The organism is Micromonospora sp. NPDC049836 (assembly GCF_044465125.1).
GTDB lineage: Bacteria > Actinomycetota > Actinomycetes > Mycobacteriales > Micromonosporaceae > Micromonospora.
In genome coordinates, this window is the sequence record NZ_JBITLH010000017.1 from 104,772 (window position 1) to 118,813 (window position 14,042).

11 protein-coding genes and 1 pseudogene are annotated in these 14,042 nt (G+C 75.3%); 7 read left to right on the forward strand and 5 right to left on the reverse strand.

Going from position 1 to position 14,042, the window contains the following annotated elements:
* Positions 1-240 precede the first annotated feature (240 nt).
* Genes ACIBPB_RS30640 through ACIBPB_RS30655 form a run of 4 tightly spaced genes read left to right on the forward strand, consistent with a single transcriptional unit; the run spans position 241 to position 9,380 of the window.
* Positions 241-2,796, forward strand: a complete 2,556-nt coding sequence (locus ACIBPB_RS30640) for an amino acid adenylation domain-containing protein (RefSeq protein WP_396842907.1) — start codon at positions 241-243, stop codon at positions 2,794-2,796.
* Positions 2,793-6,122, forward strand: coding sequence for an amino acid adenylation domain-containing protein (locus ACIBPB_RS30645; protein WP_396842908.1), 3,330 nt, complete (start codon positions 2,793-2,795; stop codon positions 6,120-6,122). The genes ACIBPB_RS30640 and ACIBPB_RS30645 overlap by 4 nt, the downstream gene beginning before the upstream one ends.
* A complete protein-coding gene (locus ACIBPB_RS30650) occupies positions 6,119-9,190 on the forward strand; it encodes a type I polyketide synthase (RefSeq protein ID WP_396842909.1) in 3,072 nt (1,023 codons plus the stop codon). Before ACIBPB_RS30645 ends, ACIBPB_RS30650 begins: the two co-directional genes overlap by 4 nt.
* Positions 9,183-9,380 (forward strand): MbtH family protein, encoded by a 198-nt coding sequence (locus ACIBPB_RS30655; RefSeq protein ID WP_396842910.1) that lies wholly within the window; start codon positions 9,183-9,185, stop codon positions 9,378-9,380. The genes ACIBPB_RS30650 and ACIBPB_RS30655 overlap by 8 nt, the downstream gene beginning before the upstream one ends.
* Positions 9,381-9,462: 82 nt before the next feature.
* On the opposite strand, the gene ACIBPB_RS30660 is transcribed toward ACIBPB_RS30655, so the two are convergent.
* Together ACIBPB_RS30660 and ACIBPB_RS30665 are read right to left on the reverse strand one after the other, a co-directional pair.
* Positions 9,463-10,347 carry an aminoglycoside phosphotransferase family protein gene (locus ACIBPB_RS30660; RefSeq protein ID WP_396842911.1) on the reverse strand — a complete coding sequence of 295 codons (885 nt, stop codon included), beginning with the start codon at positions 10,345-10,347 and terminating at the stop codon, positions 9,463-9,465.
* 58 nt (positions 10,348-10,405) lie between these two features.
* Positions 10,406-10,765, reverse strand: a complete 360-nt coding sequence (locus tag ACIBPB_RS30665) for a hypothetical protein (protein WP_396842912.1) — start codon at positions 10,763-10,765, stop codon at positions 10,406-10,408.
* A 65-nt stretch (positions 10,766-10,830) separates the two neighbouring features.
* Here ACIBPB_RS30665 and ACIBPB_RS30670 point away from each other — a divergent pair, with 65 nt between their 5' ends.
* The 3 genes from ACIBPB_RS30670 (at position 10,831) to ACIBPB_RS30680 (ending at position 11,861) form a co-directional block, all read left to right on the forward strand.
* Positions 10,831-11,031 (forward strand): MbtH family protein, encoded by a 201-nt coding sequence (locus tag ACIBPB_RS30670; protein ID WP_396842913.1) that lies wholly within the window; start codon positions 10,831-10,833, stop codon positions 11,029-11,031.
* Positions 11,032-11,181: 150 nt separating this feature from the next.
* Positions 11,182-11,706 (forward strand): cupin domain-containing protein, encoded by a 525-nt coding sequence (locus ACIBPB_RS30675; RefSeq protein ID WP_396842914.1) that lies wholly within the window; start codon positions 11,182-11,184, stop codon positions 11,704-11,706.
* On the forward strand, positions 11,703-11,861 hold the full coding sequence (locus ACIBPB_RS30680; RefSeq protein ID WP_396842915.1) for a hypothetical protein: 159 nt from the start codon (positions 11,703-11,705) through the stop codon (positions 11,859-11,861). The genes ACIBPB_RS30675 and ACIBPB_RS30680 overlap by 4 nt, the downstream gene beginning before the upstream one ends.
* 83 nt (positions 11,862-11,944) lie before the next feature.
* On the opposite strand, the gene ACIBPB_RS30685 is transcribed toward ACIBPB_RS30680, so the two are convergent.
* The 3 genes and pseudogenes from ACIBPB_RS30685 to ACIBPB_RS30695 form a co-directional block, all read right to left on the reverse strand.
* Positions 11,945-12,769: a MarR family winged helix-turn-helix transcriptional regulator gene (locus tag ACIBPB_RS30685; RefSeq protein ID WP_396842916.1), complete on the reverse strand. Its 825-nt coding sequence runs from the start codon at positions 12,767-12,769 to the stop codon at positions 11,945-11,947.
* Between the two features lie 151 nt (positions 12,770-12,920).
* Entirely contained in the window at positions 12,921-13,655 is a 735-nt protein-coding gene (locus tag ACIBPB_RS30690) for an SDR family NAD(P)-dependent oxidoreductase (protein ID WP_396842917.1), read from the reverse strand.
* Positions 13,656-13,803: 148 nt separating this feature from the next.
* Positions 13,804-14,042 (reverse strand): annotated as a pseudogene (locus tag ACIBPB_RS30695) (IS110 family transposase); the annotation flags it as partial.

Genomic DNA, 14,042 nt, shown 5'->3' on the forward strand with positions numbered 1-14,042 from the left:
CGTGTTCCTCGCCCGGTGTGGCTTCCCCCCGGCCCGATCATCGTCGGCATCGAGCGTTGTCGCCATAACCAAAAGAGTCGGTGTACTTACTGACTGCTATGCGCTATTGGCTTATGCCGACGCTCAGACTTCCGTCAGGGTGGCCGAACGGCACCCGCAGTAGCCGTACAAGCAACCAGCACCCGCGCCGCGCAGAATCCCCGACGTCGCATGTCGCCTGCCGATCGGGGATGAGATCCGATGACCGAACAGCCGCAGGTCCGCGCGTTGCCGGAGCCGCCCGAGCTGCCGTACCCGCCGGCCCCGGCCGGCCCCGGCGTGGCCGTCGTGGCGCTGCCGGCCGGGCCGGACGAGTCACTGGTCGTCGCGCTGACCGGGCTGCTCGCCCTGCTGCGCCGCCGCACCGGCCGGCGGGAGCTGCTGGTCGAGGTGCCGGCCGGGGACGGCTGGCGTCCGCTGCCGCTGCGGCTGTCCGCCGACCCGACCTGGCGCGAGCTGCGCGACCAGGTCCGCGCCGCGACCGCCGACGCCACGAGTGCCGCCGCCCCCACCGGGGACGCCCGCACCGCCGACGCCGCGAGTGTCGACGCCGCGACCGCCGACGCCGCGACCGGGGACGGTCCGGCGCCGGAGCCGGCCGCCGGGGCGTACCGGCCGGTGGTGTCGATCGGGCCCGACCCGCTGCCCGCCGGGGCCCGGGGCGAGCTGCGGCTCACCGTGGCCGCCGACGGGACGCTGACCGTGCGTCACCGGCACGCCGAACCGGTCGCCGCGGAGCTGACCCTGCTCCTGGCCGGCGTCCGGGACCAGCCCGACGGGCGGCTCTCCGACCTGGCCCTGCTGGACGACGAGACCCACCGGCGCAGCGTGCTCGCGGTCAACGCCACCGACACCGGGTACCCGCGGGACCGGTCGGTGCCGGAGCTGTTCGCCGAGTGGGCCGCCCGCCGCCCGGACGCCCCGGCGCTGCGCGACGGCGACCGGGTGCTCAGCTACCGCGAGCTGGACCGGCGCTCGAACCGGCTGGCCGGGCGGCTGCGCGCCCTCGGCGTCGGCGCGGAGTCCCTGGTCGGGCTCTGCTTCGCCGACACCGCCGGCTGGGTGGTGGCCGCCCTGGCCACGCTCAAGGCCGGGGCGGCGTACCTGCCGCTGGACCCGGGCTACCCGGTCGAGCGGCTGGCGTTGATGTGCGCCGACGCCCGCCCGGCGGTGCTGCTGCACCCGGCCGCGCTGGCCGACCGGCTGCCCGCCGACGGCACCCCCCGGCTGGCCGTGGACGGTGCCACCGACGACGGCCCGGACGCGCCGCCTGCGGTCACCGTCCACCCCGACCAGCTCGCCTACGTGATGTACACCTCCGGCTCGACCGGCCGGCCCAAGGGCACCGGGGTCAGCCACCGCAACATCGTCCGGCTGGTCCGCGACACCGACTACGTGGCCGTACGCCCCGACGACGTGATGGGGCAGGCGGCCACGATGTCCTTCGACGCGGCCACCCTGGAGGTGTGGGGCGCGCTGCTCAACGGCGCCTGCCTGGCCGACCTGGACATCGACGACGTCATCGTGCCGGACCGGCTGCGCCGGCGGCTGCGCGAGCAGGGCGTGACGATGATGTTCCTGGCCACCTCGGTGGCACGGCAGCTGGCCACCGAGGCGCCCGACGCGCTGGCCGCCCTGCGCTACCTCACCTTCGGCGGGGAGCAGGCCGACGGCACCGCCGTGCGCCGGCTGCGCGCCGCCTGCCCGGACACCACCCTGGTCAACGGGTACGGCCCGACCGAGGGCACCACCTACACCACCACGTACGACTGCGCCCGGCTCGCCGACGACGACCCGGTGGTGCCGATCGGCGGCCCGGTCGCCAACACCCGGGTGTACGTGCTGGACCACCTGCTCCAGCCGGTCCCGCCGGGGGTGCTCGGCGAACTGTTCATCGGCGGCGACGGGGTCGCCCGCGGCTACCTCGGCCGGCCCGGGCAGACGGCGGAGACGTTCCTGCCCGACCCGTTCGGCCCGCGTCCCGGCGGCCGGCTGTACCGCACCGGCGACCTGGTGCGGCAACGCCCGGACGGGCTGATCGAGTTCGTCGGCCGGGTCGACCACCAGGTGAAGATCCGCGGGTACCGGGTCGAGCCGGGCGAGGTGACCGGGGCGCTGCGCGGCGGCGGGCTGGTCGACGACGCGTACGTCCGGGCCGACCGGGACGCCGCCGGCGACGCCCGGCTGGTCGCGTACGTGGTGCCCGCCGCCGGGGCGGACCTGCCGGCGATCCGCGCCCGGGCCCGCGAGCAGCTCCCCGACCACCTGGTGCCGGCCGTGTTCGTGGCGCTGCCGGCGCTGCCGCTCAACCGCAACGGCAAGGTCGACGCGGCCGCGCTGCCCGACCCCGGGGCGGCCACCGAGCCCGCGTCGTCCGGCCCCGAGGCGTCCGCCGAGCCCGCGCCGGACCTGCCGCTGACCCCGACCGAGCAGGCGGTCGCCGAGATCTGGCAGGACGTGCTCGGGGTGCCGGTCCGCGGCCGCGACGACGACTTCTTCGACCTCGGTGGACGGTCGCTCAAGGCGACCCGGGTCCGGTCCCGGCTGTCGGCCGCGATCGGGGCGGAGGTGCCGCTGCGGCTGGTCTTCGACCACCCGACGGTCGCCGCGCTGGCCGCCGCGGCCGACGAGATCGCCGCCGCGGCGGGCCGGCCGGTCAGCGCGGCCGGGCCGGCCGATCCGCTGCCCGGCGGGCCGCCCGCGGCCGACCTGGCCGGCCTGCTCGACCAGCTCGAACACGGCGCGGGCGCCCGGTGAGCGGCCCGCTGGGCCCGGACGAGCTGCGCCGCCGGGTCGACGCGCTGCCGCCCGAGCGGCGCCGGGCGTTCCTGGCCGCGGTGCGCGCCGACGGCGACCGCTACGGCGTGCACCCGCTCACCGCCGCCCAGGAGTGGATGCTGCTGCTGGCCCAGCTGCGCCCGGACAGCCCCGCCTACCACGTGCCGTACCGGGTGGACCTGCGCGGTGAGCTGGACGTGGCCGCGCTGCGCGCCGCCCTGGACCTGGTGGTGGCCCGGCACGAGGCGCTGCGTACCGTCTTCGTGCCGCTGGACGGGCAGCCGCACCAGCTGGTGCTGCCGCCGGCCGGGCTGCCGGTGCCGGTGGTCGACCTCGCCCCGGACGAGCTCGACGGGTACGCCACCGCCGAGGCGGTCCGCCCGTTCGACCTGGCCCGGGGCCCGCTGGTGCGGGCCACCCTGTGCCGCACCGGCCCGACCGACTGGACGCTGCTGCTCTCCCTGCACCACGTGGTCTGCGACGGCTGGAGCATGGGGCTGCTCTTCGACGAGCTGTCCACCGCCTACGCGGCGCTGCGCGCCGGGCAGGCCCCCGCGCTGCCGCCGGTGCCCCGGGACGTGCCGGCGGCCCTGCGCCAGGACCGGCTGCTCGACCCGGCCGAGCTGGCCCGGCGGCTGGGCTGGTGGCGGGACGCGCTGGCCGGCGCGCCGCCCGGGCTGGACCTGCCCACCGACCGGCCCCGCCCGGCCGAGCTGGAGGACGCCGGCCACGAGATCGAGTTCTGCTGGCCGCCCGCCCTCGCCGACCTGGTCGCCGAGGCCGGCCGGCGCACCGGCGCCACCCCGTACATGATCTTCGCGGCCGGCTGGGCGGCGCTGCTGCACCGGCGCAGCCAGCAGGCCGACCTGCTCATCGCCACCCCGGTGGCGAACCGGCAGACCCTGGACAGCGAGACCGCCGTCGGCTTCTTCGTGAACACCCTGGTGCTGCGCAGCCGGCTCGACGCCGGGCTCACCTTCGCCGGCCTGCTCGACCAGCTCCGGGACCGGGCGCTCAGCGCGCTCACCGACCCGGTGCCGTTCGACGCCCTGGTCCAGGAGCTGCGACCCGAGCGCGACCCCGGCCGGCACCCGCTCGCCCAGGTGATGTTCGCCGTGGAGGACGGCTGGGAGGACCGGCTCGCCCTGCCCGGGCTCACCGTGCTGGCCAGCGGCGAGACGCACACCGGCACCTCCATGTTCGACCTCACGCTGACGGTCATCCCGCACGACGGGCGCATCGACGGCCGGGTCGAGTACCGCACCCGGCTCTTCGACGAGGGCACCGCCCGCGCCCTCGCCGACCAGCTCGACACCCTGCTCACCGCCGCGCTCACCGACCCGGACACCCCGGTCGACCGGCTGCCGCTGCTCGGCCCGGCCGCCGGCCGGTCACTGGTGGACCGCTGGGCCGCCACCGCGCCCCCGGTCGACGACCGGCTCACCCTGCCCGACCTGGTCGCCCGCCGGGCCGCCGGCGCCCCCGACGCGGTCGCCGTGGCGTACCTGGACCGGACGCTGAGCTACGCCGAGCTGGACGCGGCGGCCACCCGGCTGGCCCGCACCCTGCGCGCCCGCGGCGTACGCGACGAGCACACCGTCGGGGTCTGCCTGCCGGCCGGCCCGGAGTGGGTGGTGGCGTTCCTCGCCGTGCTCCGGGCCGGCGGGGTCTACCTGCCGCTGGATCCGCAGCTACCGGCGGCCCGGCTGGCCCACCTGCTCGCCGACGCCGACGCGCGGCTGGTGGTCACCGCCGCCGGGGCCGTCGAGGCGCTGCCCGCCACCGACGCCCCGCTGCTGCGCCTGGACGAGCCGGCCGGGCAGGTCGTCCCGCGCGAAGGACCGGTCGTGGGCGAGCCGGCTCCGGGCACCGCCGCGCTGCCCAGCCCGCATCCGGACGCCGCCGCCTACCTGATCTACACCTCCGGCTCCACCGGCCGTCCGAAGGCCGTCGTCGGCACCCACCGGGGGCTGCGCAACCTGGCCGAGGCGCAGGCGCGGCTGGTCGGCGTCCGCCCCGACGACCGGGTGCTGCAGTTCCACTCGGTCAGCTTCGACGTGTCCCTGTCCGACCTGGTCACCGCGCTCACCGCGGGCGCCACCCTGCGCCTGCTCGGCCCGGACGAGCGCGCCCCCGGTCCCGACCTGGCCGCCGCCCTGGTGCGGCACCGGATCACCGTCGCCGACCTGCCGCCGGTGGTCCTCGACGCGCTCGACCCGGCCGCCGTGCCAGGGCTGCGGGTGCTCACCGTCGGCGGCGAACCCTGCGCCCCGGACGTCGCCGCCGCCTGGTCGCGCGGCCGGCTGCTGATCAACGGGTACGGCCCGACCGAGGCCACCGTAACCGCCACCGCCGCCCGCGGCGGTCCGGACGACGGGGAGCTGCCGATCGGCCGGCCGCTGGCCGGGGTGCGCGCCTACGTGCTCGACGCCGAGCTGCGCCCGGTGCCGCCCGGCGTGCCCGGGGAGCTACACCTGGCCGGCGCGGGGGTGGCCCGCGGCTACCTCGGCGACCCGGCGCTGACCGCGCAGCGGTTCCGGCCCGACCCGTACGTCCCCGGCGAGCGGATGTACGCCACCGGTGACCTGGTCCGCTGGCGGGCCGACGGGCAGCTGGTCTTCCTCGGCCGGGCCGACGACCAGGTCAAGATCAACGGTTACCGGATCGAGCTGGGCGAGGTGGAGGCCCGGCTGCGCGAGTGCGCCGGGGTGCGCCGGGCCGCCGCCGTGGTCCGCACCGACAGCCCCGGCGGCCGCCGGCTGGTCGGCTACCTCGTCGGCGACGGGCTGGACGTGGAGGAGATCCGCCGGGAACTGCTCCGCCAACTGCCCCGCTACCTGGTGCCGGCGGCGCTCGTACCGGTGCCCGACCTGCCGATGACGGCCAGCGGCAAGCTCGATGCCGCCCGGTTGCCGGCGCCCGCCCCGACCCGCCCGGCCGGCGCGTACGTCGCCCCGACCGGGGAGCTGGAACGGGCCGTCGCGGAGATCTGGCGGGAGGTGCTCGGGCTGGCCGAGGTGGGCGCGCACGACAACTTCTTCGACCTCGGCGGCACTTCGCTGCTGCTGGCCCGGGTGCAGACCCGGCTGATCGAACGGCTGGGCCGGCCGGTGCCCGCCGTCGAGCTGTTCCGGCACCCGACCGTCGCGCTGCTGGCCCGCCACCTCGGCGGCGCGGACGCGGCACCGGCGGCCGTACCGGCCGGGGACCCGGACGCCGGCCGGCGCCGGGACGAACGCAAGCAGGCGCTGGCCGACCGGGCCCGGCGGGCCCGGCGGGTGCCGGTGGGGGAGGGACGGCCATGACCGAGCAGGAGACCGGGCTGGAGATCGCCGTCGTCGGGCTGGCCGGGCGTTTCCCGGGCGGCGGCGACGTCGACGAGCTGTGGCGGACCGTGCTGGCGGGCCGGGAGGCGATCACCCGGTTCACCCCGGCGGAGTTGGCCGCCGCCGGGCTCACCGAGGCTGACCGCGCCCACCCCGACCACGTGCCCGCGCACGGCGCGCTGCCCGAGGTGGACCGCTTCGACGCCGCGTTCTTCGGCTACTCGCCCCGCGACGCCCGGCTCATCGACCCGCAGCAGCGGCTCTTCCTGGAGTGCGCCTGGGCGGCGCTGGAACGGTCCGGCCACCTCGCCGCCGACCCGGACCGGCTGGTCGGCGTCTACGCCGCCTGCGCGGCCAGCGGCTACCTGCTGCACCACCTGTTCCGCAACCCGGCGCTGGACACGGTCTCCGAGTACGAGCTGATGCTCGCCAACGACAAGGACTCGCTGCCCACCCGGGTGGCGTACCACCTGGACCTGCGGGGTCCGGCGGTGGCGGTGCAGACCGCCTGCTCCTCCTCGCTGGTCGCGGTGCACCTGGCGGTGCAGGGGCTGCTGGCCCGCGAGTGCGACGTGGCGCTGGCCGGCGGGGCACACGTCCGGCTGCCCGGCGGCACCGGCTACCGGTACGAGCCGGGCGGCGTCATGTCCCGAGACGGGCACTGCCGCCCGTTCGACGCCCGCGCCACCGGTACCGTCGGCGGCGACGGCGCCGCCGTGGTCGTGCTGCGCCGGCTCGCCGACGCCCGCCGCGACGGCGACCCGATCCACGCGGTGATCCGCGGCTCGGCGGTCAACAACGACGGCCGGATGAAGGTGGGCTTCACCGCGCCGGGCGTGGACGGGCAGGTCGCGGTGATCCGCGCCGCCCAGCAGGTCGCCGAGGTGGACCCGGCGACCATCGGGTACGTCGAGGCGCACGGCACCGGCACCGACCTGGGTGACCAGATCGAGCTGCGGGCGCTCGGCGAGGCGTTCCACGGCGTCGCGCCCGGCCGCTGCGCGCTCGGCTCGGTCAAGTCGCTGGTCGGCCACCTCGACGTGGCCGCCGGGGTCACCGGGCTGATCAAGGCGGTGCTGGCGCTGCAGCACCGGGTGGTGCCGCCCAGCCCGTACTGCACCGAACCGCACCCGGGCCTGGCCGACGGGCCGTTCCGGGTCAACATCGCGCCGCTGCCCTGGCCGGACCTCGGCGCGCCGCCACGCGCGGCGGTCAGCTCCTTCGGCATCGGCGGCACCAACGCCCACGTGGTGCTGGAGGCCGCCCCGGCCGTCGCGCCGGCCGCGCCCGCACCGGAGGCGCCGCGGCTGCTCGTCCTCTCCGCCCGGGACGCCGACGCGCTGCACCGGGCCCGGACCCGGCTCGCCGTCCACCTCGCCGAGCAGCCCGACCTGCCGCTCGCCGACGTCGCGTACACCCTGCGCAGCACCCGGCGGGAGTTCCCGCACCGCCTGGTCACCGTCGCCGGCAGCGCCAAGGAGGCCGCCGCCCAGCTCGCCGACCCCGACTGCGCGCTGGTCCGCACCGGCCTGGCCGGTGAACCGGCCGGCGTGGCGCTGCTCTTCCCCGGCCAGGGGGCGCAGTACGCCGGGATGGGCGGCACCCTCTACCGCACCGAGCCGGTCTACCGGGCCGCCCTCGACCGCTGTGCCGAGCTGCTCCGGCCGCACCTCGACCTCGACCTGCGGGCGCTGCTCTGCCCGCCCGGCGACGCACCGCCGGCCACCGGCGAGCTGGACGAGACCCGGCTGACCCAGCCGGCCCTGTTCGCCGTCGAGTACGCCCTCGCCGAGCTGCTGCGGCACCGGGGGCTGCGCCCGGCGGCGCTGGCCGGGCACAGCCTCGGCGAGTACGTGGCCGCCTGCCTGGCCGGCGTCTTCACGCTGCCCGACGCGCTCGCCACGGTCGCCGTACGCGGCCGGCTCATGCAGGCCCAGCCGCCCGGGTCGATGCTCTCCGTCGAGCTGCCCGCCGACGAGGTGGCCGCGCTGCTGCCGCCGCGGGTGTCGGTGGCCGCCGCCAACGCGCCCCGGCTCAGCACCGTCTCCGGCGAGCCGGCGGCGGTCGCCGCGTTCGCCGCCGCGCTGCGCGAGCGCGGGGTCGCCTGCCGGGAGCTGCGCACCTCGCACGCCTTCCACTCGGCCCTGATGGACGGCGCGCTGCCCGCGTTCGCCGCGCATCTGCGTACCGTGCCGCTGCGGGCGCCGGCCCTGCCGGTGGTGTCCAACGTGACCGGCCGCTGGCTCACCGACGCCGAGGCCACCGACCCGGACTACTGGGTGCGGCAGCTGCGCCGGCCGGTGGTCTTCAGCGCCGGGGTGGAACTGCTGCTCGGCCAGCGCTACGCGCTCGCCGAGGTCGGCCCGGGCCGCACCCTGGCCACCCTGGCCCGGCAGCACCCGGCGGCCCGGGGGACCACCGTGGTCACCACCCTCCCGCCCGACCGTTCCCCGGCCGGGGAGGACGTCGCGGTGGCCACCGCGCTGGGCCGGCTCTGGCTGGGCGGCGCGGCGCTGGCCCCGGACGCCGGCGACGGCGGGCGCCGCCGGGTGCCGCTGCCCACGTACCCCTTCGCCCGGCAGCGGCACTGGGTGGACCCGCCGGTGAGCCACCCGCCGACGCCGGTCGCCGCCGCGGAGGCCGAGCCGGACCCGGTGGCCGGGCCGGCGCCGGCCGGCCCGGCGCGCGACGACGCGTACGAGGTGGTCCGCCGGATCTGGGTGGAGCTGCTCGGGGTGGACGACGTCGGCCCGCACGACGACTTCTTCGAACTCGGCGGGCACTCGCTGCTGGGCACCCGGGTGGTGGCCCGGATCCGCGACGCGCTCGGCGTCGACCTGCCCCCGGGCGCGATCTTCGAGTCGCCCACCCCGGCGGGCCTGGCCCGGGCCGTCGCCGCGCTGGCCGCGCCGGCGCCCCGCGAACCCGCCGACGACGCGGACGACCCGCTCACCGACTTGCTCGCGGAGATCCGTGCGCTCTCCCCGGAGCGCCTGGCCCGCGAGCTGCACCTGGCCCGACACGAGGAGAGGAACGGCGATGGCTGACGAGCACCGGGTCCTGGTCAACGACGAGGAGCAGTACGCGCTCTGGCCCCGGCACAAGCAGATCCCGGCCGGCTGGCGGGAGACGGGCTGTGCGGGCAGCCGGGAGGAGTGCCTGGCGTTCGTCGAGCGCACCTGGACCGATCTGCGCCCGCGCAGCGTCCGCGAGCACCTGGCCGGACAGGCGGGCTGACCGGTGGCGGGCGTCGACCACAAGCCCGCGGGTCCCCGGCGACGATTGCCCGCCACGCCGGTCGTGCCGCTCCCGGCGGTGGTCAGTCGTGGCGGTGGCGCACGATGTGGTCGAGGTGGCGGATCGTGTCGTCGCGGTCGTCCTCGCTGATCGATTCCCACAGGTCGGCCAGCCAGTAGAGCGAGCCCGACAGCATCCAGCCCCAGCCGCGCACCCAGGTCGCCTCGTCGAATCCGAGTGCCTCCCGGTAGGCGGCCCGCGCGCGGGCGTCGAACAGGCTCCAGGCCGGCCGCACCTCGACCGCCGGATCGCCGCGGCCCAACGCCCCGAAGTCGATCACGCCGACGAGCCGGCCCCGGTCGACCAGCAGGTTGCCGGCCAGGAGGTCACCGTGCAGCCACACCGGCGGTCCGGGCCACTCGTCGGCCGCCATTGCCTCGTCCCACGCCGCGGTGACCGCGCGCCCGTCGATGCGGTCACCCAGCGCGGCGATCGACCGGCGGGTCAGCTCGTCCCGCCGCGCCAGCGGCACACCGCGCAGGATGCCCTCCTTGACCGGCCCGCCCATCGGCTCGATCGCGATCATCGCGCGCACGAAGCCGGCGAGATCGACGGCGAGGTCCACGTGGTCCTGCCCGGCTTCCGGATTGCGCCCGTCCAGCCACGGGACGACCGTCCACGGCCACGGATAGTCGCCACCTGGTTGGCCGACCGCGACCGGCAGCGGCACCGGCACCGGCAGGTGCGGCGCCAGCCGCGGCAGCCAGGTCGCGTCGGTCGCCACCTGGTCGACCGCCCACGGCGCCCGTGGCAGCCGCGCCGTCAGGGAGGTACCCAGTCGGAACAGCGCGTTGTCGGTGCCGGTCACCGGCTGCGGCACGATCGGCAGGTCCGACCACTCGGGAAACTGCTCATCGATCAGGGCGCGGACTTGCTGGACCGTTACCACGATCTCCCCGGGTCGCATCGCGCGACGGTACGGCCGGCTCGACCAACCTGTCGATCGAATTCGGACCGGGGCCTCTTCACCGAATCGGACTCTCACCGACGAGCAGAAGGCCGAACGCCAGAATCGCGCCGTCGCGCCGGCGGCCGATTACCGCACGGAGCTGCTGATCCCTTGATACGACGCCGCTGGGAGCGGCGGCGGCGGCGATCGGCTCGAGCCCCGCGACCAACTCGTCGAGCTCGTCGGCGGTGAGCACGTCGTAGGCCGGCGCCGCCAGCTCGTCGGTGAGGGTCTCGATCCGCTCCCTGGTCTCCCGGCCGGCGTCGGTGAACCCGCCGGCGGCGCTCACGAGGCCGCGACCGCGCAGCCTTTCGACGACAGCGGTCAGCTGCGCCTTGGGCAGGTGGTGGATCCGGCCGAACTCCTCCGCCCGCATGCCGAGGGAGCCGGAGCGCCTGGCCCGCGAGCTGCCCCTGGCCCGACACGAGGAGAGGAACGGCGATGGCTGACGAGCACCGGGTCCTGGTCAACGACGAGGAGCAGTACGCGCTCTGGCCCCGGCACAAGCAGATCCCGGCCGGCTGGCGGGAGACGGGCTGTGCGGGCAGCCGGGAGGAGTGCCTGGCGTTCGTCGAGCGCACCTGGACCGACCTGCGCCCGCGCAGCGTCCGCGAGCACCTGGCCGGAGACCTCGCCGGCTGAACCGGCGGTGACCGCTTCGGACTCGACCGGGTGGGGTGGTTGACACCTACCGGACGGTGACCCTGGTGCAAAAACGGGCGCGGGCACCGGTTTAGCCGCGGTCTCGACGGCTATGAGGGGAATGACCCGCAGACCCGACGATCGAGGAGAATGCCGGTGGCCAGCGGTGCGATCCCAGCCGACGATCCAACCCGTACCCTCGTCCACGCCCGGCCCGATGACCGCAACCTTCAGCACGTTGCCATCGCCGGCGGCACCTACACCATCCTGGTCACCGGGGAGCAGACGGCAGGCCGGTACTGCCTGATCGAGATGCGGGTGCCGCCGGGCGGTGGACCGCCTCCGCACGGGCACGACTTCGAGGAGATGTTCACCCTGCTCGACGGGGCCGTGGAGGTCACGTTTCGGGGACAGCGGACGACGGTGCGGGCCGGGGAGACGATCAACATCCCGGCGAACGCGCCGCATTTCTTCCGCAACTCCTTCGACCAGCCCGCACGATTGCTGTGTATGTGCACACCGGCCGGGCAGGACGAGTACTTCCTGCGCGTCGGCGACACGGTTGACGATCCCACGGCACCGCCGCCGGCTCTCACCGATGAGGAGAAGGCCGAACGGCAGAATCGCGCCGCCGCGCTGGCGGCCGATTACCGCACGGAGCTGCTGATCCCTTGATACGGCGCCGCGGGGAGCAGCGGCGGCTGCCGGCCCGGCTGCGGGGTCGGACGACGGCCGGTGTGGTGCCGCACGGCGTCGGCGCGGTCGGCAAGACCACCCTGGCCGACGAGCTGATCGCCCGGACCGTCGAGTCGGACAGTCGACGGGCATGATGACCCGGAGGGATCGTCGCCGGCCATGCGTTGCCGCAGGTGCCGGGTGAGCTGGTGTGGTGGCCGTCGCCTGATGCACCCGCTCAGTCGCCGACGGCCTGTACCGCGGCGGCGATCGGCTCGAGCCCCGCGACCAACTCGTCGAGCTCGTCGGCGGTGAGCACGTCGTAGGCCGGCGCCGCCAGCTCGTCGGTGAGGGTCTCGATCCGCTCCCTGATCTCCCGGCCGGCGTCGGTGAACCCGCCGGCGGCGCTCACTAGGCCGCGACCGCGCAGCCTGTCGATGACAGCGGTCAGCTGCGCCTTGGGCAGGTGGTGGATCCGGCCGAACTCCTCCGCCCGCATGCCGAGGGAGAGAGCGAGCAGGACGTGGGCCTCGGTGCCGCCGATGCCGTGGGCCAGGAGGGCCGCGTTGTGGCCGTCCCCGCGGTGCTCCCGCAGCAGCGTCGCCGCGTGCCAAAGCCTGGCCACCGGCTCCGTGGGCACGTCGAGCGCCCGGAGTCCTGCGTACAGTGCGCGGCCCTCGGTCGGCGCGCTGACCGCTGCTCGGGTGGCGAGGTCGGCGACCCGCACCAGATCGGGGGAGTCGGCGAGTTGCCCGATCATCTGCCGCAGCGCGGCGACGCTGCCCCGCTCGCGCACCGCGATCGCCTCCTGCGGGGTGGTCTTCCCCCAGACCCATGGGATGTGGCGCGCCACCTCGCCGTCGGCGAAGTTGTAGAAGACCGCGTGCACCACCTCGGCCGGCGCCAGCCCCAGCGGCGCGGCCCGGCCCGCGAAGTATCCGTCCCAGTAGTTGCGCATGCCGATGGCCAGGAACGCCTCGTTCGGCACCTCGGAGAAGGTGACGGTGGCGATCGGCTCGACGAGCTCGAACATGCGGTGGACCTTGGTCTGAGGGTGCGTCATCGGTGGAACTCCTGTGGTCGTGACAGCGCCTTGGTGGACCGCCTCTCACCGTAGCTACGCACAACGCGGCCCGGATGCGACAACTCCGGTCGACATCAACCCAGCCGAGATCAAGCTCTCTCATGCCGAATGCGGATGCCCGAACGCGGGTCTACGGGGCGTGCACGACAGGCTGGTCACCTCCCCACATCTCCACCACGGTTCCACCGACTCCCTCTTGGACGAGACCCAGGACGACGGAGACAACCTCGGCCGGAGGTATCAGCGGGCGAGATGCGGCACGTTCGTCGGCACTCATGCGCTCCCATTGGGCCTGGGCTCGGCTCAGCCCGATCCAGTCCGGCGCGACGCACATCATCCGGACCCCGTGGCTGCTTTCCAAGCTGGCCAGACTGGCGGTGAAGCGAATCAGACCAGCCTTCGCGGCCCCGTACTCCGGCGAACCGTAGGACTCGAAGCCAATGCCACCGCTGGAGGCGATGTTGATGATCGCGCCACCACCTTGTTCCCGCATGGGGTCCAGAACGAGCTGGCTGAGCAGCATCGGGGCGGTGAGGTTCAGGCTGATCGTCGCGGCCCACTCGGCAGCAGCCGCCTGCGGATACTGTTGCTGCGGGGTCCAGCCGCCGGCATTGTTGACGAGCACGTGAGGACCGCCGAGCTTCTGCGCTGCCGCCACGATGCGGTTCAGGTCGCCCCGGTCTCGTACGTCGGCACCCAACGATTGGGCCGGCATTCCACGGGCCTCGATTGTGTCTGCACACGCCTGTGCGGCTCGCTCATCGAGATCGGCTACGACGATGCCATAACCAGCGTGGGCAAGGCCAAGTGCGATTTCGCGTCCCAGTCCATTGCCGGCACCGGTAACGATCGCGGTGGGAACCATGATCTCGGTCTCCCCTGAAGTCGCCCGTCGTGGTCGGCTCTTCCTACCCGTGGACTTGCCTTCTGACACGCAAGCAGATGCGGCCGACCGCCGGCCTCGGTGGAACCGACCGGTTTGACCAAGCATCCGGATCTGGCTCCCCTCTGTGTCAAGACACCGCCGGGAGGAGGGTTCTATCCTGGGTCTTGGCGGGTCCGGGAAGTGACTTCTCCGAAGAGCCGGCTGGGGGATGAGAGTCGGTCACGCTGGAGTCAGTAGTCGTTCCCCGGTGTCCTCCCGGGCCCGCCGCCGTGGCCACCGCGTCGTCGATCATGCACCGGTAGACGATGTCGGACAGGCGTCGTTTCAGGGCGCGCATCGCTTCCATCGATGTCTTGCCGGCGGTCT

Coding starts and splice junctions, on each gene's coding strand:
- ACIBPB_RS30640 (WP_396842907.1), top strand. CDS start 241: ATGACCGAACAGCCGCAGGTCCGCGCGTTGCCGGAGCCGCCCGAGCTG.
- ACIBPB_RS30650 (WP_396842909.1), top strand. CDS start 6,119: ATGACCGAGCAGGAGACCGGGCTGGAGATCGCCGTCGTCGGGCTGGCC.
- ACIBPB_RS30655 (WP_396842910.1), top strand. CDS start 9,183: ATGGCTGACGAGCACCGGGTCCTGGTCAACGACGAGGAGCAGTACGCG.
- ACIBPB_RS30660 (WP_396842911.1), bottom strand. CDS start 10,347: ATGCGACCCGGGGAGATCGTGGTAACGGTCCAGCAAGTCCGCGCCCTG.
- ACIBPB_RS30665 (WP_396842912.1), bottom strand. CDS start 10,765: ATGCGGGCGGAGGAGTTCGGCCGGATCCACCACCTGCCCAAGGCGCAG.
- ACIBPB_RS30670 (WP_396842913.1), top strand. CDS start 10,831: ATGGCTGACGAGCACCGGGTCCTGGTCAACGACGAGGAGCAGTACGCG.
- ACIBPB_RS30675 (WP_396842914.1), top strand. CDS start 11,182: ATGCCGGTGGCCAGCGGTGCGATCCCAGCCGACGATCCAACCCGTACC.
- ACIBPB_RS30685 (WP_396842916.1), bottom strand. CDS start 12,769: ATGACGCACCCTCAGACCAAGGTCCACCGCATGTTCGAGCTCGTCGAG.
- ACIBPB_RS30690 (WP_396842917.1), bottom strand. CDS start 13,655: ATGGTTCCCACCGCGATCGTTACCGGTGCCGGCAATGGACTGGGACGC.